This is a genomic window from Sphingomonas sp. SRS2, from assembly GCF_000971055.1.
Lineage (GTDB): Bacteria > Pseudomonadota > Alphaproteobacteria > Sphingomonadales > Sphingomonadaceae > Rhizorhabdus.
On the sequence record NZ_LARW01000066.1, the window covers coordinates 41,073 to 62,680 of the forward strand.

The window sequence follows — 21,608 nt, forward strand, 5'->3', positions numbered from 1 at the left end:
TTTTGCCACTGTCTCCCGGGACCCCGGGTCTTAGCGTCAAGCCCAGACCGCATGAATGGTCGATTTCACTAGGGAAAATATCGGAATTCAGACCCACGGGAGAGCGGGTCCGAAGCGATGGGAGCGGCTGGATGCCTGGCAAAAACCGCCACGCCGTGAGGAGCGCTGTACACGCGGTCATCGAATGCTGACGGAAAGGCAAGCGAAGTGAATAAATTTGCCGACGCGGCTAACGTTCTCATCACAAGTAAGTAGTGAATAGATGTTTTTGATATTCTATAGAATAATTGATGTATCTAATAAGTTAATTTCAAAAAAATTTGTTTGATCAATAATATTAAAAATAGAAACATAATTAGGAAGGATGAGCGATGAAGAAGGGGTTACTGTCTGTATCAACGGCCGCGTTGCTTTGCTGGCCGGTCATGGCGAATGCTGTCACTGGAGAAGCCCTCGGCGTGGATGCTTCGTCTGTCGATACGCGCAACGATGCTTTGGCTGAGATCGTGGTCACCGCGCAGCGTAAGGCTGAGCGCCTCCAGGAAGTCCCCATCAGCGTCAATGTGGTCTCCGGATCGCAACTTGCCGCGCGCGGCGCCGGTTCGTCGATCGATCTGGTATCGCTCGTGCCGGCCCTCCAGTTCACGACGTCCGGCGGTGGAGGAACGCCGTTTCTTCGCGGCGTCGGGACCACGAACGGGGATCCCAACGTCGAGCCGTCGGTCGCCACCTATATCGACGGCGTCTACATCGCCAATAACTATGTGAATGTCACAGCGCTCGGAGATGTTGAGCGCATCGAAGTGCTCAAAGGGCCGCAGGGTACCCTTTTCGGGCGCAACGCCACGGGTGGCGTCATTCAGGTCATCACGCGTGATCCCACACCGGTCCCCGCGATCGAAGCATCTGTGGGCTATGGCAATTATGACAGGATTTTTGGCGCAGTTTACGCGACGACAGCCATCACCGACCGGTTGAGCGGCAATGTTTCGGTGCAAGCGTCGAACCAGCGCGAGGGCTGGGGCAGGAACGTCGTCAGTGGTGGCGAGACCTATAAAGCCAAGGATCTCTCCATTCGTGGTAAACTTCTATGGGACCTTTCCGACGATCTCGTCGTCCGCCTTGCCGGCGACTACGCTTATGTGAAGAGCGGAACGGGAGACTTCCGCCTGCCATCGGGGGGAATAGGTTTCGACGGGGTCGCCTTTCCGTCAAATCGCTACGACACCCGCGGGGATGTGCTCATTGAGGGTCTCGGCGAGCCTTTCGTGCAGACCGAGCAATATGGCGGATCGTTGCGGATCGACTATACGACGGATTTTGGACAGTTCGTGAATATAACAGCCTATCGGGAATCATCCGGCGTCGCGGTCGCCGATCCCGATATGACGCCCATCCATGTCCAGGAGATAAAGTGGCCGGTTCGACAGCATAACCTTTCGCAGGAGCTTCAATATATCTCGCCCACCTCCTGGCCGGTTTCCGTTACCGCCGGCATCTATTATTTCGATAACAAAGCCGGCTATGCCAATGCGCTGATCGGCGGCCTCGCGCTCAGTCCGAACTTCGATCAGTTCGTGACGGTGGGGTTCACGTCCTCGCAGCGCTCTCGCTCGCTTGCCGGCTACATGCAGGGAGATGCGACCATATTACCCAAGACCAAGCTGACATTGGGTATTCGTTACACGCACGAGCGTGACAAGGCGGACGTCAGCTTCCTTGGTTTCCCGATCCCGACGCCGAAGATCGGCTATGACAAGCCGACCTGGCGCATGGCCATCGATCACGCTTTCACGCGCGATATCCACGCCTATCTGTCCTACAATCGTGGCGTGAAGGCGGGTGGTTTCGATCTGGTGGACTTTTCAGGCGTCTCGACAGGCTTCGATCCCGAGACACTGGATGCCTATGAAGCCGGTATCAAGACAGAATTGTTCGGTAATCGGCTTCGCTTCAACGCGGCCTATTTCTATTATAAATATCGCGATATCCAGCTGCAGGTCCTACCGGTGGGCAGTGTTTCGATAGCGCAGACCATAAACGCGGCGAGAGCCCGCATACACGGGTTCGATGTGGATTTTGCCTTCGTGCCGTTCCGGAATTTCCGAATCAACGGCGGCTTTGCCTATGTCGATGGTAAGTATCTGAAGTTTGACAACCTCGTTCCTTCCTGTCCGATATCGCCGTTGATTCCTGCGCCGGCCCCAGGTTTCCCCAACGGGAATCCTACCGTTCGCACTCCCAAATACAGTGCCAATCTAAGTGCCAGCTACGAGATAGAATCCTCGGTGGGCACCTTCAGCATGACCGCGTCGGGCAGCTATAACGGCGCCTATTCGTTCAGTCCCGACAACAGGTTTCGGCAGGACGATTATGTCCTGATGAACCTCTCGTTGGGTTGGGCGCCGCTCGAACGCGATTTCGGCGTGACGGCATTCGTGCGAAACGTCACCAACGCGCGCTATTATTCAGCGCAGGTACCATCATCCTTCGGCCCCTTCACATCCTATGCCGCGCCGCGAACATATGGGGTGTCGGTGCGGGCGAAGTTTGGCGGTTGAACGCGAAGCGGCCCCGCCGATCGGGGCCGCTTCACCAATCTAACCGCATCCGGCATATCGAACAGGAAACTCATGACGATCGAACAGAATAAGAGGACAGCACGTCGGCTGGTCGAGAGCCTTGGTAACAACGGCGATACCGACGCTTTTGATTTGCTCGATACAGAACTCGTGTGGACCGTTATGGCGGATAGCGGGTCGTTTCCCGTCGCAGGCGATATGTCGAAAAGCCAATTCATCGATCATTTCGAGGGTTTCCGTAACGCGTTGCCCGAGGGGATAAATGTCGTCGTCACTGGCATGACCGCAGAAGGTAATCGGGTAGCGGTAGAGGCGGAATCTACTGCAGTATTGGCAAACGGAAACAGGCTTAATCAAGTCTATCATTTCCTGATAGAAATAGAAGGTAGTAGTATAACTAGAGTAAGAGAGTATATCGACACCGCTCATGCGGTAAGAGTATTTGGCGGCGATAAATAATATATCAGGAAGACGATCTGAGTAGAATAATGTGAGCGGCGATCTGATGTAGGCGGATCAAGCCTCGGACGCGACAGCGTGATCGAGCAGCAGGTTACGGTCCCCAATCGTGACCGCTCCGGTCTCAGCGTGCCACTGCTAACCGGCTTGGCGCGGCGTCGCGTATATGCTCAGGGCGCCGCCGGTCGCCGCGATGGGCGCGTCGATTTCGGCGCAATCCCGATAATCGAGCACCACGTCTCCTACCGCCTGTCGGGCCAGGGCAAAGAGCAATGTGGTGCCTTTGCAGATGACGGTGTCACCGGTCCCCACGCGGCGGACTTCGATGTCATATTGGCTGCGACGGGCCATGGCATTGAGATCCAGCACCGGCCCATGCAGTGGCGAACCGGTCACGTCCGCTCCACCGTCAAATGCGAACGGCAGGCTGTCGCCGTCCAGCTCGGTCGCGAAATCGCGGCCGCGCAGTTCGAGCTTGCCCTCAAGCACGGTCAGTACCCGGTTCACGCCGCCAAAGGCCGAAAACGGACCGGCCGTTTCGACCCGAGCCATGCTGAGCCGCCATAGAAAATCGTCGATGCCGGCCCCGGGCGGAAAGACCGCGATCTCGCGTGTCGTTCCGCCACCATTTTTCCAGGCGATTTCCGGACAATCGCTGTGGCGAATGACCCGGACGACGCTCAACCGATGATCCCCGGCAGATCGAGCCCCTTCTCCTCCGCGCAGGCCCGGGCGATGTCATAGCCCGCGTCGGCATGGCGCATGACGCCGGCGGCCGGGTCGTTCCACAACACGCGCTCCAGCCGGGCGGCCGCCTCGGCTGTGCCATCGGCGACGATCACCATGCCGCTATGCTGCGAGAAGCCCATGCCGACCCCGCCGCCATGGTGGAGCGACACCCAGGTCGCGCCCGAAGCGGTGTTGAGCAGCGCGTTGAGCAGCGGCCAGTCGCTCACAGCGTCCGATCCGTCCTTCATCGCTTCGGTTTCGCGATTGGGGGAGGCGACCGATCCCGAATCGAGATGGTCGCGGCCGATCACCACCGGCGCTTTCAGCTCGCCATTCGCCACCATCTCGTTGAAGGCGAGGCCGAGGCGATGACGGTCGCCCAGGCCGACCCAGCAAATCCGCGCCGGCAGGCCCTGAAAATGGATCTTCTCGCGCGCCATGTCGAGCCAGTTGTGGAGATGCGCGTTATCGGGCAGCAGCTCCTTCACCTTGGCGTCGGTCTTGTAGATGTCCTCCGGATCGCCCGACAGCGCCACCCAGCGGAACGGGCCAACGCCCCGGCAGAAAAGCGGGCGGATATAGGCAGGCACGAAGCCGGGAAAGTCGAAGGCATTCTCGACGCCTTCATCCTTCGCCACCTGGCGGATGTTGTTGCCATAGTCGGTGGTGGGCACGCCCGCCGCCTGGAAGTCGAGCATCGCGCGAACATGAGCCGCCATCGAAGCCTTGGCGGCTTTCGCCACAGCTTCGGGTTCGCGCTCGCGGCGCTCGATCCATTCGGCCACGGTCCAGCCAATCGGCAGATAGCCGTTGACCGGATCATGCGCGCTGGTCTGGTCGGTCAGCAGGTCGGGGCGGATGCCGCGCTTGTATATCTCGGGAAGCAGTTCGGCTGCGTTGCCGAGCAGGCCGACCGAGACCGGCTTCTTGTCGGCGCAGCTCTTTTCTATGATTGCCATCGCCTCGTCGATCGTCGAGGCCGCGACATCGAGGTAGCCGGTGCGCAGGCGCATCTCGATACGGCTAGGCTGGCACTCGATCGCGAGGCACGATGCCCCGGCCATTACGCTGGCTAGCGGCTGTGCCCCGCCCATGCCGCCCAGCCCGGCGGTGAGCAGCCATTTGCCCGCTAGGCTGCCGCCATGATGCTGGCGGCCCATTTCGACGAAAGTTTCGTAGGTGCCCTGCACGATTCCCTGCGTGCCGATATAGATCCACGAACCGGCGGTCATCTGGCCGTACATCGCGAGGCCGCGCTTATCGAGCTCGTTGAAATGCTCCCAGTTCGCCCAGTGTGGCACCAGGTTGCTGTTGGCGATCAATACGCGCGGAGCATCTGGGTGGGTACGGAATATGCCGACCGGTTTGCCCGACTGGACGAGGAGGGTCTCGTTGTCTTCGAGACGCGTCAGCGCCTCGACGATCTTGTCATAGCTTTCCCAGTCGCGCGCGGCGCGGCCGATGCCGCCATAGACGACCAGCTCCTCGGGCCGCTCGGCAACATCGGGATGAAGATTGTTCATCAGCATCCGCAGCGGCGCTTCGGTGAGCCAGCTTTTCGCGCTCAGCGCGGTGCCGGTCGCGGGCTTGATGATGCGGCTGTTGTCGATGCGGGTCATTATCGGGCTTTCTGGTCGGTGAAGGCGATGCACGCCTTGATGATGTCGGTGAGAATGGGGGTGATCGCCGCGGCGCGGGCGGGGTCGTGATCCGGGGGCCAGTTGTCCTCCGCGACAAGCTCGGGTTCATCCATATAACCCCGGATCGCCAGCTCAATCTGGATCGCGTGGACGCCCCGTTCGGGCCGGCCGTAATGGCGGGTCGTCCATCCGCCGCGAAAGCGTCCGTCCAGGACATAAGACCGCCCGCTCGCTGCGCAGATATCGCTTACGGCGCTCGCCAGCGCGGGATCGCAGGTGACGCCGCCATTGGTGCCGATGTTGAATTGCGGCAGTTCGCCATCGAACAGGCGGGACACCCGGCTCAGGATCGAATGGGCGTCATAAAGCACGACCGTGCCATGCATTGAGCGCAGCCGGTCGAGCTGCTCGTTCAGCGCGGCATGATAGGGATCGAACCAGTTGACGCGCCGTCGCGCGATTTCGGCATCATCGGGCGGACTAGCACGATAGAGGGGCCGGCCGTCAAAAGTCGTGGTCGGGCATAGTTCGGTCGTCGCCTGGCCGGGATAAAGCGAGGCGCCGGAAGGATCGCGGTTCACGTCGATCACGCTGCGCGAAATGCGGGTGCGCACCATCGTCGCGCCGAGCGCGGCGACGAAGGCATAGAGCTGCTCGATCCACCAGTCGGCATCCTTGCGCGCGAGCCAGGTCGAAACAAAGCCCTCCGCCAGTTCGGGCGGGATGTCGGTGCCGGTGTGCGGAAAGCTCACCACCAGCGGCGCGTCGCCGCGGTGTATTTCGAGCCAGTCCTGGGTCACGCGAGCCCCGGAAGCGCGATCTCCGCGGCGGCGATCAGGTCGCCCGAGCGGACGATTGCGTTGGCCGCCTCCATATCGGGATGGAAATGCCGGTCATGGTCGAGCATCGGCACGTCGCGCCGCAGCCGCGCCCTTGCGGCTTCGAGCGGCGTGCTCGATTGCAGCGGGGCGTGGAAATCGCAGCCCTGCGCCGCGGCGAGCAGTTCGATGGCCACGACCGCGCTGGCATTGGCCGCCATGTCGAGCAGGCGGCGCGCGCCATGCGCGGCCATAGAGACATGATCTTCCTGATTGGCCGATGTGGGTATCGAATCGACGCTCGCCGGGGTCGCGCGCTGCTTGTTTTCGGAGACGAGCGCCGCCGCGGTCACCTGCGGGATCATGAAGCCCGAATTGAGCCCCGGCCGCGGGGTCAGGAAGGCGGGCAGGCCCGACAGCGCAGGATCGACGAGCATCGCGATCCGCCGCTCGCTGATCGATCCGATCTCGCAGATGGCGAGCGCGATGATGTCGGCGGCGAAGGCGACGGGCTCGGCGTGGAAATTGCCCCCCGACAGCGCTTCGTCGGTGTCCGGGAAGATGAGCGGATTATCGGACACGCCATTGGCCTCGGTGCCGAGCGTGGTGGCGGCGTTGACGAGGATGTCGAACGCGGCGCCCATCACCTGCGGCTGACAGCGCAGGCAATAGGGGTCCTGCACACGCGCGTCATTGTCGAGATGGCTCGCGCGGATCGCCGATCCGTCCATCAGCCGGCGTAACGCGTCGGCGGTCTCGATCTGTCCGGGCTGGCGGCGCAGCGCATGGATGCGAGGATCGAACGGCGTGTCGGATCCCTTGGCCGCCTCGGTCGACAATGCGCCGGTGATCAGCGCCGACTGGAACAGGATTTCGGTCTCGAACAGGCCCGCCAGCGCGTTGGCGGTCGAGAACTGGGTGCCGTTGAGCAGCGCGAGCCCTTCCTTGGGGCCAAGCGTCAGTGGGGCGAGGCCGGCGCGGGCGAGCGCGCCTTCCGCGCTCAAAGTCTGGCCGCCGACGTCGATATGGCCGACGCCGATCATCGCCGCCGCCATATGCGCGAGCGGGGCGAGATCTCCGCTGGCGCCGACCGAGCCCTGCGCGGGCACCACCGGCGTCAGTCCGGCGAGCAGCATCGCTTCGAGCAGTTCGATCGTCTCGATCCTCACCCCCGAGGCACCCTGCGCGAGGCTGGCGAGTTTGAGCGCCATCATCAGCCGGATAACAGGGGTGGGCGAGGGCGCGCCCGTGCCCGCTGCATGGCTGAGCACTATGTTGCGCTGAAGCGTGGCGAGATCTTCGTCGCCGATCCTGACGCTGGCCAGTTTCCCGAAGCCGGTGTTGATCCCGTAGACCGGCTCGTGCCGCGCGAGGATGCGGCCTACCGCCGCCGCGCTTTCGGCGATGATCGGCGCGCAGGCGCTGTCGAGACTGGGTACCGCGCCGCGATAGATGGCGCGCCATTGATCGAGCGGTACGGAGCCTGGCTTGAGAATGATGTCGCTCATAGGCCTTTCCAGATGCGGGCATGGAGGGAATTGAAACCGATGCGGTAGACGAGCTCGGCGGGGCGCTCGATGTCCCAGATGGCGAGGTCGCAGCTCTTGCCCGCCTCGATCGTGCCGGTCTCGCCGGATAGGCCGAGCGCGCGGGCGGCGTTGCGGGTGACGGCGGCGAGGCATTCTTCAACGGTGAGGCGGAACAGCGTCGCGCCCATGTTCATGGCCAGCAGGAGCGACGTCAGCGGCGACGTGCCGGGATTGCTGTCGGTCGCCAGCGCGATCGGAACGCCCGCCGCGCGCAGCGCCGCGACCGGGGGAAGATGAGTATCGCGCATGAAATAATAGGCGCCAGGCAACAGGGTTGCGACGGTGCCCGCGCGCGCCATCGCGGCGATGCCCTCCGCATCGAGATGTTCGAGATGGTCCGCCGACAGCGCCCCGGCGCGGGCCGCGAGCGCAGCGCCGTTCAGATTCGAGAGCTGTTCGGCGTGGAGCTTGACCGGCAGCCCGACCTTCGCCGCCGCATCGAATACGCGCTGCGTCTGGGCTGGCGTGAAACCGACCCCCTCGCAAAAGGCGTCGACCGCATCGGCCAGCCCGGCCTCGGCGATCGCGGGGATCATCCAGCGGCAGACGAGATCGACATAGCCATCGGCATCGCCGGCATATTCGGGCGGCAGAGCGTGCGCGCCAAGAAAGGTCGTGCTTATCCTGACGCGGCGTTCCTTGCCGAGCCGCCGCGCCGCGCGCAGCATCTTGGTCTCGTCGTCGCAGGTCAGGCCGTAGCCCGACTTCACCTCTATCGTGGTGACGCCCTCGGCGATCAGCGCATCGAGCCGGGGCAGGGCGCCGGCGACGAGATCGTCCTCGCTCGCGGCGCGCGTAGCCTTCATCGTCGAGACGATGCCGCCGCCGGCGCGGGCGATCTCCTCATAGGACGCGCCCTTCAGCCGCAGCTCGAACTCATGCGCGCGGTTGCCGGCATAGACGAGATGGGTGTGGCAATCGATCAGGCCCGGCGTGATCCAGCGGCCTTCACAATCGATGACCTCGGCCGCGTCGAACATCGGGGCCGCAGCTTGGGGGCCGGCATGGAGGATGACACCGTCCCGCGCCGCGATCAGGCCATGGTCGATTGCGTCGACGCCCTCCGCCATGGTGGCGAGACGGGCATTCTTCCATAATGTGTCACAACGCATTGCCGTGAGGTCCCCTGCCTGTTCCACCCTGATTGCATCATTCGAATTTAATGTATAGACAAAATGTCGAAAGCGGGAGCAATTTTCATGTCATCGGGGTCCGCCGCGCGCGCCACATCGCTGTTCTTCCGGCATCTGCTGCTGCCCGCCGGATGGGCGCGCAATGTACGGGTAAAGATCGAGGGCGGGCTGATTTCCGCGACCGATGCGGACGCCGATGCCCGGCCCGATGACGAACGCCATGACTGCGGGCTGCCCGGCATGCCCAACCTGCACAGTCACGCCTTCCAGCGGGGCATGGCGGGCCTCGCCGAACGGCGCGGCCCGACTGGGGACAGCTTCTGGACATGGCGCGACCTTATGTACCGCTTCGTCGAGCGGATGACAGCCGACGATGTGCGGGTGATCGCGACGCTGGCCTATATCGAGATGCTGGAGCGTGGTTTCACCCGTGTCGGCGAATTCCATTATCTCCACCATGATCGCGGCGGCGCCCGCTTTGCGGACATCGCGGAGATGAGCGGGGCTATCGCCGCCGCCGCCGCCGACAGCGGCATCGGACTGACGTTGCTCCCCGTCCTCTATTGCCATGCGGGTTTCGGCGGGCAGCCGCCGCGCCCGGATCAGGCGCGCTTCATCCTCGATCTCGATGGCTATGCGCGGCTGCTCGAAGGAGCCGACCGCGCTGTCGCGGCCTTGCCGGACGGCGTGGTCGGAACCGCGCCGCATAGCCTGCGCGCCGTTTCCCCGGGGCAGCTGAAGCAGCTCGAGCAGCTGACTGCCGGCCGACCGGTCCATATCCATATCGCCGAGCAGGTGAAGGAGGTCGATGATTGCGTCGCCTGGAGCGGGCAGCGGCCGGTCGAATGGCTGCTCGACCATGCCGACGTCGATGGCCGCTGGTGTCTTGTCCACGCTACCCACATGACCGATGCCGAGGCCACGGCCATGGCGCGCAGCGGCGCGATCGCCGGACTATGTCCGATCACCGAGGCCAATCTGGGAGACGGGCTGTTTCCGGCGGAGGTCTTCCTCAGTGCGGGCGGGCGCTATGGGGTCGGCAGCGACTCCAACGTCCTGATTGACTGTGCGGAGGAATTGCGGCTGCTCGAATATGGGCAGCGGCTGGCGCGGCGCGAACGCAATGTTCTGGCGCGCGGGGCGGGGCGATCGACGGGGGCCGATATCTACGCGGCCGCGCTGGATGGCGGGGCAACGGCGCTGGGCGTGGCGGCGGGGCTCACCATCGGCGCGCCGGCCGATATCGTCAGCCTCGACCTGCGGCATCCGTCGCTCGACGGGCGGGAAGGCGATGCGATCACCGACAGCTATGTTTTCGCGGCGGGCAGCCGAGCGATCGACTGTGTCTGGCGTCGCGGCGACAAGCTTGTCAGCGGTGGCGTACATCGCGACCGCAGCCGCGTGGCCACATATTATCGCGCTGCGTTGGGCAAGCTGGTCGCCTGAGATTTCACCGCCGCGGGCCCGCCGCCGACGTCGGCGGCATTGGCCATATGGTCGGCAGGGTCATGACTCGCATCTCTTCCAAAGCGATGATCTTCTGACCGGCACGGCCCGGCGCGATCCGTTCCATACAGGCTGACATCCGCTGGTTTCCGGCTACACTCCCTGGGCCAGCCGACGGAGACTCGCATGTTCGACCGCCTTTTCCTCGCCCATCCCCGGTCGGTGGATGAAAGCTACTGGGCGCATTTCCGGGTGGCGAGCGGCGTTGGCCTGAAGATGGTCGGCGGCGGGCTCGCCTGCTTCGTCCATGCCGTCCTCCCATCGCTGCACGAGCGCACCGGGAGCCGCACGATCCGTGGGCTCAACGCTCAGTTGCAGGGCCGAACGGCGACTCAGGCCGAACTGGATGGGGAGCTGACCTACGACATCTGATGCGGGCTAACCGGCGGGCGTCCGCTCGGCCTGTGAAACCGCGTCGGCGGCGCGCAACGCCGCGACGATCTTCATCAGATGCTGAACGTCGTGGACCTCGATCGTGACGTCATAGGTGTGAAAGGCGGTGTCGCGGTGCGACAACGAAAGATTGACGATGTTCGCATGATGCGCGCCCAATATCCCTGACATCACCGCCAGCGCGCCCGGCTCGTTCTTGACGATGACGGTCAGCCGCGCGGTGCCGCCGTCCGAACCGTCCCCCCAAGCGAGATCGACCCAGTCGGCATCCTGGCTCTCGGCGAGCTTGCGGCAGTCGATGGTATGGACCTCGACCGGCTCGTCGGGGCGTCGCACGCCGATGATGCGGTCGCCGGGCACCGGGTTACAACAGCTGGCGAGCTGGAAGGCGACACCGGGGGTCAGCCCCTTCATCGAGATCGCGTCGCGCTGCGCGCCTTCCCGGCGCTTGACCCCCGCCTTCTCGGCGCTGCCCGGCATCAGTGCGTCCATTACCGTGGCGTCGTCGACCAGCTTGCGGGCGATCGCCTCCATCAAGGCTTCCTCATCGGGCAGCTTGAGCCGCTTGAGCGCCTCCGGCAGCGCTTCCTTGCCGAGTTCGGCGGGAATGCGCTTGATAATCTCGTCATAGAATTTGCGGCCGAGCGCAATCGTCTCCTCGCGCTCCTTCTGGCGGACGAAGCGGCGGATCGAGGAGCGCGCCTTGCCGGTGAAGGCGAAGGTCAGCCATTCGACCTGCGGCTCCTGCGCTTTCGAGCGCAGAATCTGCACCTGGTCTCCATTTTCGATCGGGGTGCGCAACGGCACCACCCGGCCATTGACCTTCGCGCCGACCGTCGTGTCGCCGACGTCGGTGTGCACCGCATAGGCGAAGTCGATCGCCGTCGACCCCTTGGGCAGCTGGATCAGCTCGCCGGTCGGGCTGAACGCGAAGATGCGATCCTGGTACATCGCCATTTTGGTGTGCTCGAGCAGCTCTTCGGGATTGCCGGCATGTTCGAGGATGTCGACCAGGTCGCGAATCCAGCTGTGGCTGCTCGCCTTGCTGGCTGACTTGTCGCCCTGCTTATAGGCCCAATGCGCGGCGAGACCATATTCGGCCTGGGCGTGCATCTCCTCGGTGCGGACCTGCACCTCGATGCGCATCTTCTCCGAATGGATGATCGAGGTGTGGAGCGAGCGATAGCCGTTGCGCTTCGGCGTCGAGATATAATCCTTGAACCGGCCCGGCACCATGGGCCAGCGCCGGTGAAGAACGCCCAGCGTCTTGTAGCATTCGTCGATGTCCTTCACGATCACACGGAAGGCCATGACATCGGACAGCTGCTCGAAACTGATGTGCCGTTCGGCCATTTTTCGCCAGATTGAATAGGGGTGCTTCTCGCGGCCCTGGATCTCGGCCTTGACCCCCGCGCGGCTCAGCTGGAGGCGCAGCCCCGAGCTGATCCGCGAGATGATGTCGCCGCCGCCCTCGTGAAGCTGGTGCAGCCGCTTGGTGATGGAGGTATAGGCGTCGGGTTCGAGTTGCTGGAAGGCAAGCGTCTGCATCTCGCGCATGAACTCGTACATGCCGATCCGTTCGGCGAGCGGCGCATAGATATCCATCGTCTCGCGAGCGATGCGGCGGCGCTTCTGTTCCGATGCGATATGGTGCAGCGTGCGCATATTGTGGAGCCGGTCGGCAAGCTTGACGAGCAGCACGCGGATATCGCTCGACATGGCGAGCAGGAATTTGCGCAGATTCTCGGCGGCGCGCTCGTTTTCGGTCTGCGCCTCGATCTTGGACAGCTTGGTGACGCCATCGACCAGCCGCGCGACCGAGGGGCCGAAGCTCTTCTCGATCTGTTCGGGGGTGGCGACGGTATCCTCGATCGTGTCGTGGAGAATCGCGGTGGCGATCGTCTCGTCGTCGAGCTGGAGATCGGTCAGGATGCCCGCCACCTCGATGGGGTGGCTGAAATAGGGGTCTCCGCTGGCGCGCTTTTGGCTGCCATGCGCCTGCATCGAAAACACATAGGCGCGGTTGAGGAGCGCCTCATCGGCGTCCGGATCGTAGTTCAGTACCCGATCGACGAGTTCATATTGTCTCAGCACCCACTTATGTGGGGGCGTGTCCGCAATGGATGCAACAGGCAAAAGGCGGATTTCGTGGCATTATTGCCACAAAATGCCATTCAACTCGCCCGAAACGAAAACGGCCCGCCTCCGTGGGGAGGCGAGCCGTGTCGGTTTAGTCGCGCGGTGGCTTATTCGTAGTCGCCGCCGATGTTCTGGTTCCGCGGCGGCGCGGCGGCGGTAAGGCGCAGCGCCTCGGCCGAAGCGGCCAGCGAGCCGATCTCATCGGGCGCATCGTCGTCGTCGACGCGCACGCGCTGCAGGCTGGAGACCAGCGACTCGTGCAAATCGGGAGGCGTGACCGTCTCCTCGGCGATCTCGCGCAGCGCGACGACCGGGTTCTTGTCGCGATCGCGATCGATGGTCAGCTCCGCACCGCCCGATATCTGGCGCGCGCGTTGCGCCGCCATCAGCACCAGGTCGAACCGGTTGGAAATCTTGTCGACACAATCTTCGACAGTGACGCGCGCCATGAAACGCTCCGCTAATACAGTTATTCGGAAAGAGGGCGCGGCTAACAGGCGCGGGCGCGAATGTAAAGGAAAATGGGCTGCCCGAGCGATCAGCCTTCGGGCGGCTCATCCGCCTTATAGGCCCAGAACAGGCCGCATGGCGGGATGTTCCACCATTCGAGGTCGCGATCGATACGAGCGAACAACGGTTCGACCAGCCGCAGCACATAAGCCGAATATTGATAGATCAGAAAAGCGCCGCCGGGACGAAGCACGCGGTGAGTCGCCTCGGCGATCGCCGGCCCGACGCCATGCGGCAGGGTCGAAAAGGGCAGGCCCGAGAGGACATAGTCTGCCTTGTCGAAGCCGTGCGCGGCGATGATCTCGTTGACGTCGGCAGCCGAACCGTGGGCCGCGACAAATCGGGTATCGGCATATTTGCGGCGCAGAAAATCGACGAACACCGGGTTGGTGTCGATCACCAGCAAGGTCGCATCGGGCGCCAGCCGTTCGAGAATGGTCCCGCAGAAGGTGCCGACGCCGGGCCCATATTCGACGAACAGCTTCGTATTGGCCCAGTCGACTGGCGACAGCATCGCCTCGATCGTCCGCTTCGACGATGGGATGATCGATCCGATCATGACCGGATGCCGCAGGAATTCCCGGAAGAACAATGCGAAAGGATTTACCGCGGTGGAAGCCGAACTGCGGGCCTTCGCGCCATTGTCGAGCGCCTGTTCGGCCGAGAAATCACCCATGATGTTCCTGTCGGGCTTATGATCTTGCGCACCCCGTTCGCAAATGGCGCGGGCAAAGGCAAGCGGCACACGTTACGGACGCAATCGTTCGAAGGCGAAACCCTCCGAAACGCGGAGAGTTGCCGAGCAGCAAAAAAAAGGCCGACCCCAAGGGGCCGGCCGTAAAGTTTTAGGAGAGGATGCCTGAAAGGCCCGATCTTTTTGCACTGCGGCATCAATCTCCGCAAATGCGAAAACAGGACGAGCAATTGCAAAAAATGCAAGCAAGAATCTGCTGAAATCTGGGGTTTAAGCGACCACTCGGTCGTCAATTAGTGGCTCACCGATATTTTGCATTGCAACGCAGCCCGGCGTCTGATGAAATGATGCCATGCGTAGATTGCCGCCGTTGACCGCCATCGAGGCCTTTGTCCAGGTGGCGCGCCTTGGCTCCGTCAAGGCCGCTGCCGAGGAACTGGCGCTGTCCTCGCCGGCGCTGAGCCGCCGCGTTCAGGCGCTGGAGCGATTCATGGGTCGCAGCCTGTTCGAACGCCGGCACCAGTCGATGATGCTGTCGAGCGATGGCGAAATGCTGCTGTCACGCATCGCGCCTGCGCTCGATGCGCTGACCCTGGCGATCGACTCGACGTCTGGCGACAGCGAACTGGTGCGGCTGCGGCTGGCGGTGATGCCGCTCTTCGCTTCGCAGCGGCTGATGGGCCGGTTGCCCGAACTCCGGCAGCGCCACCCCGAACTGCATATCGATATCGACACAGGCAGCCACGCCCTTGCCCGGCTGGGAGAAGGCGTTGATGCCGCGATCGTCCTGGCACGCGATATCGATTCGAGCCTCTATTCACGCCGGATCGATCGCGACACCACGGTGGCGATCGTCAATCGTTCGCTTCTTTCCGGTCGTTTCCCGGTCAGTCGCGTCGAGGATCTCGGGCGGCTGACCATCTTCCTTCATCGCGACATGCCCGAACTGTTCACCGTCTGGCGCGAGGCGCTGGGCCGGCCCGATCTTGAGCCTGCGGCGGTGGACGTGTTCGATTCGGGGCAGCTGATGCTCGACGCCGCGGCGCAGGGGCTTGGCGTGGCCTTCATGTTGCGCAGCCATCTTGAGGATTCACGCGACGAGCGGCTGACCAAATTGTTCGATGAGGCCGTCGAGAGCCCCTATGGCTACTGGTTCGCCTGCCGCCGCCCCGCGCTGTCGACCCGCGCGGTGCGGGTCTTCCACGATTGGCTGTTCAGCACGCTGTCGACGTCCTGATTGGTGTCAGCTTGCGCTGAAACGATCACCGGCCCGCACCCCGACCCGGCTCCCACCAGATAAACTGTTTGGGAGGTCGGGTCGGGATGCGGGCCGGTACCGCATCCGGCGTTAGCCGGACTAAATCAGGCCTCGGCGGCGATGCGTGCCTTGATGATCTTGCCGGGCTCGCGCGGCGGCTCGCCCTTGGGCAGCGCGTCGACATGCTCCATGCCCGACTCGACCACGCCCCACACGGTGTACTGACCGTCGAGGAAGCGGGCATCGTCGAAGCAGATGAAGAATTGGCTGTTCGCGCTGTTCGGGTTCTGGCTGCGCGCCATTGAGCAGACGCCGCGGACGTGCGGCTCGCGGCTGAACTCGGCCTTCAGGTTCGGCTTCTCCGAACCGCCCATGCCCGAGCCGGTCGGATCGCCGCCCTGCGCCATGAAGCCGGGGATGACGCGGTGGAACACGACGCCATCGTAAAAGCCTTCGCGAACCAGCGACTTGATCTGGTCGACATGGCCGGGCGCCAGATCGGGACGCAGATTGATGACGACATCGCCGCCCTCAAGGGTCAGCACCAGCGTGTTTTCGGGATCGGCAGCCATCATCGTCTCCTTTTGGACAAAGCGAATCTGGGCCGTCCCTATCGGCAGATCGCCGTCGAGGCGAGCGATGATTGCGGGGCTGCGGCGATCTGGTGGGCGATCAGGTCATTGCGGTCTGCTGGCGCGAGTCCTAGAGCGGCGTGGTGATGGCGACGGTACATAGCGCAGACGTGGCGGCAGTCCCTGTCGCACCGGTGCCCAAGGCCATAGCGACGGCCCTGATCATGGCCGCGACCATCCTAGTCGTGCTCGACCAGACGATCGCTACCGTCGCATTGCCCCATATGCAGGCCGCGCTGGGCGCGACCCCGGAGACGATCAACTGGGTGCTCACCTCCTATATCTTGGCGACCTCGGTCGGCATCCCGCTGACAGGGTGGCTGTCGGGACGCGTGGGAAGGGGCCGCCTGTTCGGCATCTGCATCCTGGGGTTCACGATCAGTTCGGCGCTATGCGGACTGGCAGTATCGCTGCCGATGATGGTCGCCGCCCGGCTGGCACAGGGCTTCTTCGGGGCTTTTCTGGTGCCGATGTCGCAATCCTTCCTCTACGACATGAATGCGCCGTCGCAACAGATGCGGGCGATGACGTTATGGGGCGTCGGCGTGATGGTCGGTCCGCTGGTTGGTCCGGTGCTTGGCGGCTATCTGACCGAGACCTTCGACTGGCGCTGGGTCTTCTTCATCAATGTGCCGATCGGGCTGGTCGCCGGCCTGGGCATCCTCGCGACGATGCCGGCCTTTCCTGCGGTACGGCGCGCGTTCGATCATGTCGGCTTCATCCTGATCGTGGTGGCGCTCTGCGCGCTCCAGCTCGCACTCGACCGGGGAAGTCAGTTGGACTGGTTCGACTCCACCGAGATCGTGATCGAGTGCGGAGTCAGCATTGCCGCCTTCTGGATGCTGATCTTCCACCTGTGGCATGCCCGCGAACCGATCTTTTCGATCAGCCTGTTTCGCGACCGCGCCTTTTCGATCGCGTTGCTTCTGTCGCTGGTGGTCACGCCGGTTATGATTGCGGCGACCGCCCTGCTGCCGGCGCTGCTCCAGACCCTGCTCGGTTACCCGGTCACGCTGGCCGGCTTGCTGAGCCTTCCCCGCGGTATCGCGATGCTGATCGGCATAATAATCGGGGGAAGACTGTTCCGGATAATCGGTGCGCGCGCGCAGGTCGCCATGGGACTGGCTTTCACGGCCTTCGCGACGTGGCTGCAAACCCGGATCAATCTCGAAATGGACAGCCATCTGATTATTTGGGCGGGCATGGCCCAGGGGCTTGGGACGGGAGTTGCGCTGACCGTACTCAACTTTCTGACCGTAGCGCATGCGCCGACCGCGTTCCGCACCGATGCGGCGGTGCTGTACAACCTGGCCCGCAATACCGGCGCGTCGATCATGATTGCGGCGTTCACGGCGATCCTTGCCCGGAACATTCAGGTGAATCATGCGGAAATCGGGGCGGCCATAGGGGCGACCAATGTGCCGTTGGGGCTCTCGCAGATGGCGGGCGGCCCGTATCTTACGAACCGGCTTGCCGCCTTGATCGACGCGGAAGTGACCCGCCAGTCTATGATGATCGCCTATATTAACGACTTCTGGCTGATGATGTGGCTTACCATCCTGGTCATGCCACTGGCCCTCCTGCTGGGCCGCGAGCGTCCGCGGCAGAAGCCCGACGAGATGATGATCGTCGAATAGCCTTATCCCGCATTGCGACGACGCCATTCTCCCCCTAGAGCCTCCCATGGACGCGGCCGAAATGCGCGGAGGACGGCATGAGCGAAACCGATATCGAAACCGCCGACGCCGCGCCCGCCGAGACGCTTCACGACGAGGATGACCGGCTCAAATCGACCTTCGTCGATGCCGTCATCGCCTGTGTCGAAGAGGGCGACGCCGAAGGCGCTCGCGATCTCGTCCGGCCGCTCCACCCCGCCGACATCGCCGACCTGTTCGAGCTGGCGCCGCAGGATATGCGCCGCCCGATCGCCACCGCGATCGCGGAACTGCTCGACGGCGACGTGCTGTCGGAAATGAACGAATGGGTGCGCGACGAGCTGATTGACGCGCTCGCGCCCCACGAGGTGGCCGAGATCGCCACCCAGCTCGACACCGACGATGCGGTCGCGATCATCGAGGAGATGGAGGAGGAGGACCAGCGCGCCGTCCTGCGCGCGATGGAGCCCGATGACCGCGCCGCGATCGAGGAGGCCCTGTCCTATCCGGAAGAATCCGCCGGTCGCCTGATGCAGCGCGACCTGATCGCGGTGCCTGAGCATTGGACGGTTGGAGACGTGCTCGACTATCTGCGCCGCAACGAGGACCTGACCACTGATTTCTGGGAAATCTTCGTCGTCAATGCCGCGCACCATCCGATCGGCAGTTGCAAGCTCAGTTGGGTGATGCGCACCCCGCGCAAGATTTCGATCAGTGACGTGATGCAGCGCGAGCAGACCCTGATCCCGGTCGAGATGGATCAGGAAGAAGTCGCGCTGCGTTTCCAGAAATATGCGCTGATCTCCGCCGCGGTGACGGATCCTGCGGGACGGCTGGTCGGTATGATCACCGTCGATGATATCGTCCACATCATCCAGGAAGAAGCCGGCGAGGATATCCTCAAACTGTCGGGCGCCGGCGATGGCGACATCAACGAGCCGGTGTTCGAGACGGTCAAGGTGCGGCTGTCCTGGCTGGTCGTGAACCTCGGCACCGCAGTGCTCGCGGCGTCGGTCGTCGGCCTGTTCCAGGATACGATCGCGCAGTTGGTGGTGCTGGCGGTGCTGATGCCGATCGTGTCGGGCATGGGTGGCAATGCCGGGACCCAGACGATGGCGGTGGCGGTGCGCGCGCTCGCGCTCAACCAGCTCACCTCGTCCAACACCCAGCGCATGATATTTCGCGAATTCCGCATCGCGATCATCAACGGACTATGCCTGGGCGCTCTGATCGGCGTCGTCGTGACGCTGGTTTACGGCAAGGCCGATCTGGGCATCGTCATCTGCCTGGCGATGGTGATCAACAACATCATCGCGGGGCTGGCCGGCATCCTTGTGCCGGTGGGGCTCGACAAGGCGGGCGCCGACCCGGCGGTGTCGTCGGCGGTGTTCGTCACCACCGCGACCGACGTGATGGGTTTCTTCTCCTTCCTGGGCCTGGCTGCCTTGTGCGGCCTGCACGGTTGATCCAAAGCCGGCTCATGCCAATATGCTGGGCATGAGCGAACTCCATCTCACCAAGATCGCCTATGGCTGCGATAGCTTCGATTATCTGCGCGCGCGGCTGCAGGATCGGATCGACCGGGGCGAGAACATCCTGCTGTCGACCCGCTACAAGCCCAAGCGCGCCGACGAACTGGTCGGGGGCTCGCTATACTGGATATCGCAGCATCGCTTCGGCCTGCGCCAGCCGCTGATCGGCTTTGAGGATGCGGAGGGCGGGCGCTGCTCGATCGTCCTCGCGCCAGTGCTGATCGAAGTCGAGCCACGCCCCCGCCGCGCACATCAGGGCTGGCGCTATATCAGCACAGCGGACGCGCCGGCGGACCTTGATGCGGGCATCGATGCCGAAGGCCGGATACCGGCCGGGCTCCACGCCGAACTCGCGACGCTCGGGCTGATATAGGTCCGGACGCTAGTCCTTCTTGTCCATCAGCTTGCCGCCGCAGCGGATGTCTCCAGAACCAACCTTGTTGAACGTGCAGCTGGGGCGGCCGCCCACGGTTATGTCGCCCGATCCCACGATGCTCGCCCTGGCGATGCGCGTCGGCCCCACCGTGATGTCGCCCGATCCCGCGACCGACGCGGTGAGCAGGTTGACCGTCAGACCGGCGGCGCGCAGGTCGCCCGATCCCTGCACCATGGTGTCGGCCCGGCCTGTGCGGCCGGCGATCGACAGGTCGCCCGAGCCCGTCACCGCAGCCTTGAGCCGGCTGGTTTCGAGCTGACCGACCACCATATTCCCTGATCCTGTGAGCAGCGCACTGAAGGCGGTGGTGCGGACCTTGTCGATGCTGATGTCGCCCGATCCGGTCAGTTCGGCCGACTCGAGGGTCGCGACGCCGATGTCGATCATGACCGCGTCGTTCTTGCCCCAGCTCACGCTACGCCAGTTCCAGCCTTTCTCGGTGGTGACGACCAGCATGTCGCCGCGCGATTCGACGATCAGCTTATCGATCCGCGCCGCCGGTCCATTGGCGACCACCGAGGCCCTGCCGCCGCTGCGGACCCGCACCGTATAGGGGCCTTCGACGCGGAGCTTGGTGAAGCTCGGCACCGGAAAGCTGCGTGTCGCGGCATTGGCGGGCAGGGCGACGGCGGCAGCCAGCGGCAGGCCGATCAGGGTGGCGATCGATAGGCGCATCGGGGCGATCCTTTCCTTCTGTATTATCGAAATAATACGGGGAAGAGAGTGCCGCGGCAAGCGGACATGAAAAAGGGCGGCCCCGAAGGACCGCCCTTTTTCAGACCACCGCCCATGGGGCAGGAGCTTATTTGTTGTGGATCGCCGCAGCCTTGCGGAGGATGTCGAGGATCTTTTCCTGCGCGGTAGGCTCATCGACCGCTTCCATCGCCGCGAGTTCGCGGGCCAGGCGGCTGGTCGCCGCTTCGAAGATCTGACGCTCCGAATAGCTCTGCTCCGGCTGATCGTCGGCGCGAAACAGGTCGCGGACCACTTCGGAGATCGACACCAGGTCGCCCGAATTGATCTTCGCTTCATATTCCTGGGCGCGGCGCGACCACATGGTGCGCTTGACCTTGGGCTTGCCCTTGAGCGTGGTCAGGGCTTCGCCCATCGTCACGCTCGACGACAGCTTGCGCATGCCGACGGCCTCGGCCTTGTTGGTGGGGACGCGCAGCGTCATGCGCTCCTTTTCGAAACGCAGCACATATAGTTCGAGTTTGGCTCCCGCAATTTCCTGGCTTTGCAATTCGACCACGCGGCCGACACCATGCTTGGGATAAACGACATAATCGCCGACGACGAAGCTCAGCGCCTTGGCAGCCATTTAGCAGACCTTTCTTTGGGATGCCGGAAAAGGCCCCGCCAGATCCGCCCTCCCCGCGGCGATCGACGGCAATCCTGACACGGCGGATCACAGGTTCCATGTTGCAGGCGCTCTTGGAACGCGCCCGAATACGAATCTTGTAACACATTGGTAAGCGAAAAGCCAGCATCTCGGGCATTTCGCCTTCGAGGTGCCGGATTCGCGCTATCGATTTCGCAATGACAGAGGGCGGTCAGTCGCCCTGGCCGGGCTCCGGCGAGAAATATTTGTCATATTTGCCGTCGACGCCTTTGAATTCGTCGGCATCGGCGGGCGCGTCGCGCTTGCGGGTGATATTGGGCCACTGCGCCGAAAAGGTCGTGTTGACCTCCAGCCACTGCTCCAGCCCGGATTCGGTATCGGGCAGGATCGCCTCGGCCGGACATTCCGGCTCGCAGACGCCGCAGTCGATGCACTCGCTCGGGTTGATGACGAGCATGTTGTCGCCTTCATAGAAGCAGTCGACCGGGCACACCTCGACACAGTCCATATACTTGCACTTGATGCAGGCATCGGTGACGACGTAGGTCATTGTAGCTCCTT

At 63.3% G+C, this 21,608-nt stretch carries 20 protein-coding genes; 8 read left to right on the forward strand and 12 right to left on the reverse strand.

From position 1 onward, the window contains the following. Nucleotides 1–458 precede the first annotated feature (458 nt). Nucleotides 459–2,561, forward strand: coding sequence for a TonB-dependent receptor (locus WP12_RS06845; protein ID WP_160299180.1), 2,103 nt, complete (start codon nt 459–461; stop codon nt 2,559–2,561). A gap of 72 nt (nt 2,562–2,633) precedes the next feature. Continuing rightward, nucleotides 2,634–3,041, forward strand: a complete 408-nt coding sequence (locus tag WP12_RS06850) for a nuclear transport factor 2 family protein (RefSeq protein ID WP_046192956.1) — start codon at nt 2,634–2,636, stop codon at nt 3,039–3,041. A 138-nt stretch (nt 3,042–3,179) separates the two neighbouring features. Here WP12_RS06850 and WP12_RS06855 read toward each other — a convergent pair whose 3' ends face one another. The 5 genes from WP12_RS06855 to hutI are packed head-to-tail and all read right to left on the reverse strand — an operon-like array spanning nt 3,180 to nt 8,929. Further along, nucleotides 3,180–3,725: a HutD/Ves family protein gene (locus tag WP12_RS06855; RefSeq protein WP_046192957.1), complete on the reverse strand. Its 546-nt coding sequence runs from the start codon at nt 3,723–3,725 to the stop codon at nt 3,180–3,182. Beyond that, complete coding sequence (hutU, locus tag WP12_RS06860; protein ID WP_046192958.1) at nt 3,722–5,389, reverse strand: urocanate hydratase; 1,668 nt, start codon at nt 5,387–5,389, stop codon at nt 3,722–3,724. The genes WP12_RS06855 and hutU overlap by 4 nt, the downstream gene beginning before the upstream one ends. Further along, a complete protein-coding gene (hutG, locus tag WP12_RS06865; protein ID WP_046192959.1) occupies nt 5,389–6,210 on the reverse strand; it encodes an N-formylglutamate deformylase in 822 nt (273 codons plus the stop codon). The genes hutU and hutG overlap by 1 nt, the downstream gene beginning before the upstream one ends. Further along, nucleotides 6,207–7,736, reverse strand: a complete 1,530-nt coding sequence (gene hutH / locus WP12_RS06870) for a histidine ammonia-lyase (protein WP_046192960.1) — start codon at nt 7,734–7,736, stop codon at nt 6,207–6,209. The genes hutG and hutH overlap by 4 nt, the downstream gene beginning before the upstream one ends. Continuing rightward, nucleotides 7,733–8,929, reverse strand: coding sequence for an imidazolonepropionase (hutI, locus tag WP12_RS06875; RefSeq protein ID WP_046192961.1), 1,197 nt, complete (start codon nt 8,927–8,929; stop codon nt 7,733–7,735). The genes hutH and hutI overlap by 4 nt, the downstream gene beginning before the upstream one ends. Nucleotides 8,930–9,016: 87 nt before the next feature. Between hutI and WP12_RS06880 the strand changes: the two genes are divergently transcribed. Further along, the gene (locus tag WP12_RS06880; RefSeq protein WP_046192962.1) at nt 9,017–10,396 is read left to right on the forward strand and encodes a formimidoylglutamate deiminase; all 1,380 of its coding nucleotides are present in this window, start codon (nt 9,017–9,019) and stop codon (nt 10,394–10,396) included. A gap of 186 nt (nt 10,397–10,582) precedes the next feature. Continuing rightward, the gene (locus tag WP12_RS06885; RefSeq protein WP_046192963.1) at nt 10,583–10,828 is read left to right on the forward strand and encodes a DUF6356 family protein; all 246 of its coding nucleotides are present in this window, start codon (nt 10,583–10,585) and stop codon (nt 10,826–10,828) included. Nucleotides 10,829–10,834: 6 nt separating this feature from the next. On the opposite strand, the gene WP12_RS06890 is transcribed toward WP12_RS06885, so the two are convergent. The 3 genes from WP12_RS06890 to WP12_RS06900 form a co-directional block, all read right to left on the reverse strand. Then, entirely contained in the window at nt 10,835–12,943 is a 2,109-nt protein-coding gene (locus WP12_RS06890; RefSeq protein WP_046192964.1) for a RelA/SpoT family protein, read from the reverse strand. A gap of 152 nt (nt 12,944–13,095) precedes the next feature. Beyond that, entirely contained in the window at nt 13,096–13,437 is a 342-nt protein-coding gene (gene rpoZ / locus WP12_RS06895; protein WP_046192965.1) for a DNA-directed RNA polymerase subunit omega, read from the reverse strand. 89 nt (nt 13,438–13,526) lie between these two features. Then, nucleotides 13,527–14,174 carry a class I SAM-dependent methyltransferase gene (locus tag WP12_RS06900; protein WP_046192966.1) on the reverse strand — a complete coding sequence of 216 codons (648 nt, stop codon included), beginning with the start codon at nt 14,172–14,174 and terminating at the stop codon, nt 13,527–13,529. Nucleotides 14,175–14,544: 370 nt separating this feature from the next. Between WP12_RS06900 and WP12_RS06905 the strand changes: the two genes are divergently transcribed. Continuing rightward, nucleotides 14,545–15,429 (forward strand): LysR substrate-binding domain-containing protein, encoded by an 885-nt coding sequence (locus WP12_RS06905; protein WP_046192967.1) that lies wholly within the window; start codon nt 14,545–14,547, stop codon nt 15,427–15,429. 125 nt (nt 15,430–15,554) lie between these two features. Here the strand turns inward: WP12_RS06905 and WP12_RS06910 are convergent, their stop codons facing one another. Further along, nucleotides 15,555–16,022, reverse strand: a complete 468-nt coding sequence (locus tag WP12_RS06910; protein WP_046193090.1) for a peptidylprolyl isomerase — start codon at nt 16,020–16,022, stop codon at nt 15,555–15,557. Between the two features lie 146 nt (nt 16,023–16,168). On the opposite strand from WP12_RS06910, the gene WP12_RS06915 reads away from it, so the two are divergent. The 3 genes from WP12_RS06915 to WP12_RS06925 all read left to right on the forward strand — a co-directional run bounded on the left by WP12_RS06915 (nt 16,169) and on the right by WP12_RS06925 (nt 19,642). Further along, on the forward strand, nt 16,169–17,719 hold the full coding sequence (locus WP12_RS06915) for a DHA2 family efflux MFS transporter permease subunit (RefSeq protein ID WP_046192968.1): 1,551 nt from the start codon (nt 16,169–16,171) through the stop codon (nt 17,717–17,719). A 77-nt stretch (nt 17,720–17,796) separates the two neighbouring features. Beyond that, complete coding sequence (gene mgtE, locus WP12_RS06920; protein ID WP_046192969.1) at nt 17,797–19,203, forward strand: magnesium transporter; 1,407 nt, start codon at nt 17,797–17,799, stop codon at nt 19,201–19,203. Between the two features lie 22 nt (nt 19,204–19,225). Further along, nucleotides 19,226–19,642, forward strand: a complete 417-nt coding sequence (locus WP12_RS06925; RefSeq protein WP_046192970.1) for a DUF1489 domain-containing protein — start codon at nt 19,226–19,228, stop codon at nt 19,640–19,642. 9 nt (nt 19,643–19,651) lie between these two features. On the opposite strand, the gene WP12_RS06930 is transcribed toward WP12_RS06925, so the two are convergent. The 3 genes from WP12_RS06930 to fdxA form a co-directional block, all read right to left on the reverse strand. Further along, the gene (locus WP12_RS06930) at nt 19,652–20,380 is read right to left on the reverse strand and encodes a head GIN domain-containing protein (RefSeq protein ID WP_046192971.1); all 729 of its coding nucleotides are present in this window, start codon (nt 20,378–20,380) and stop codon (nt 19,652–19,654) included. A 127-nt stretch (nt 20,381–20,507) separates the two neighbouring features. Further along, nucleotides 20,508–21,026 carry a CarD family transcriptional regulator gene (locus tag WP12_RS06935; RefSeq protein WP_046192972.1) on the reverse strand — a complete coding sequence of 173 codons (519 nt, stop codon included), beginning with the start codon at nt 21,024–21,026 and terminating at the stop codon, nt 20,508–20,510. A gap of 232 nt (nt 21,027–21,258) precedes the next feature. Further along, nucleotides 21,259–21,597, reverse strand: coding sequence for a ferredoxin FdxA (gene fdxA / locus WP12_RS06940; protein WP_046192973.1), 339 nt, complete (start codon nt 21,595–21,597; stop codon nt 21,259–21,261). Nucleotides 21,598–21,608: the final 11 nt, after the last annotated feature.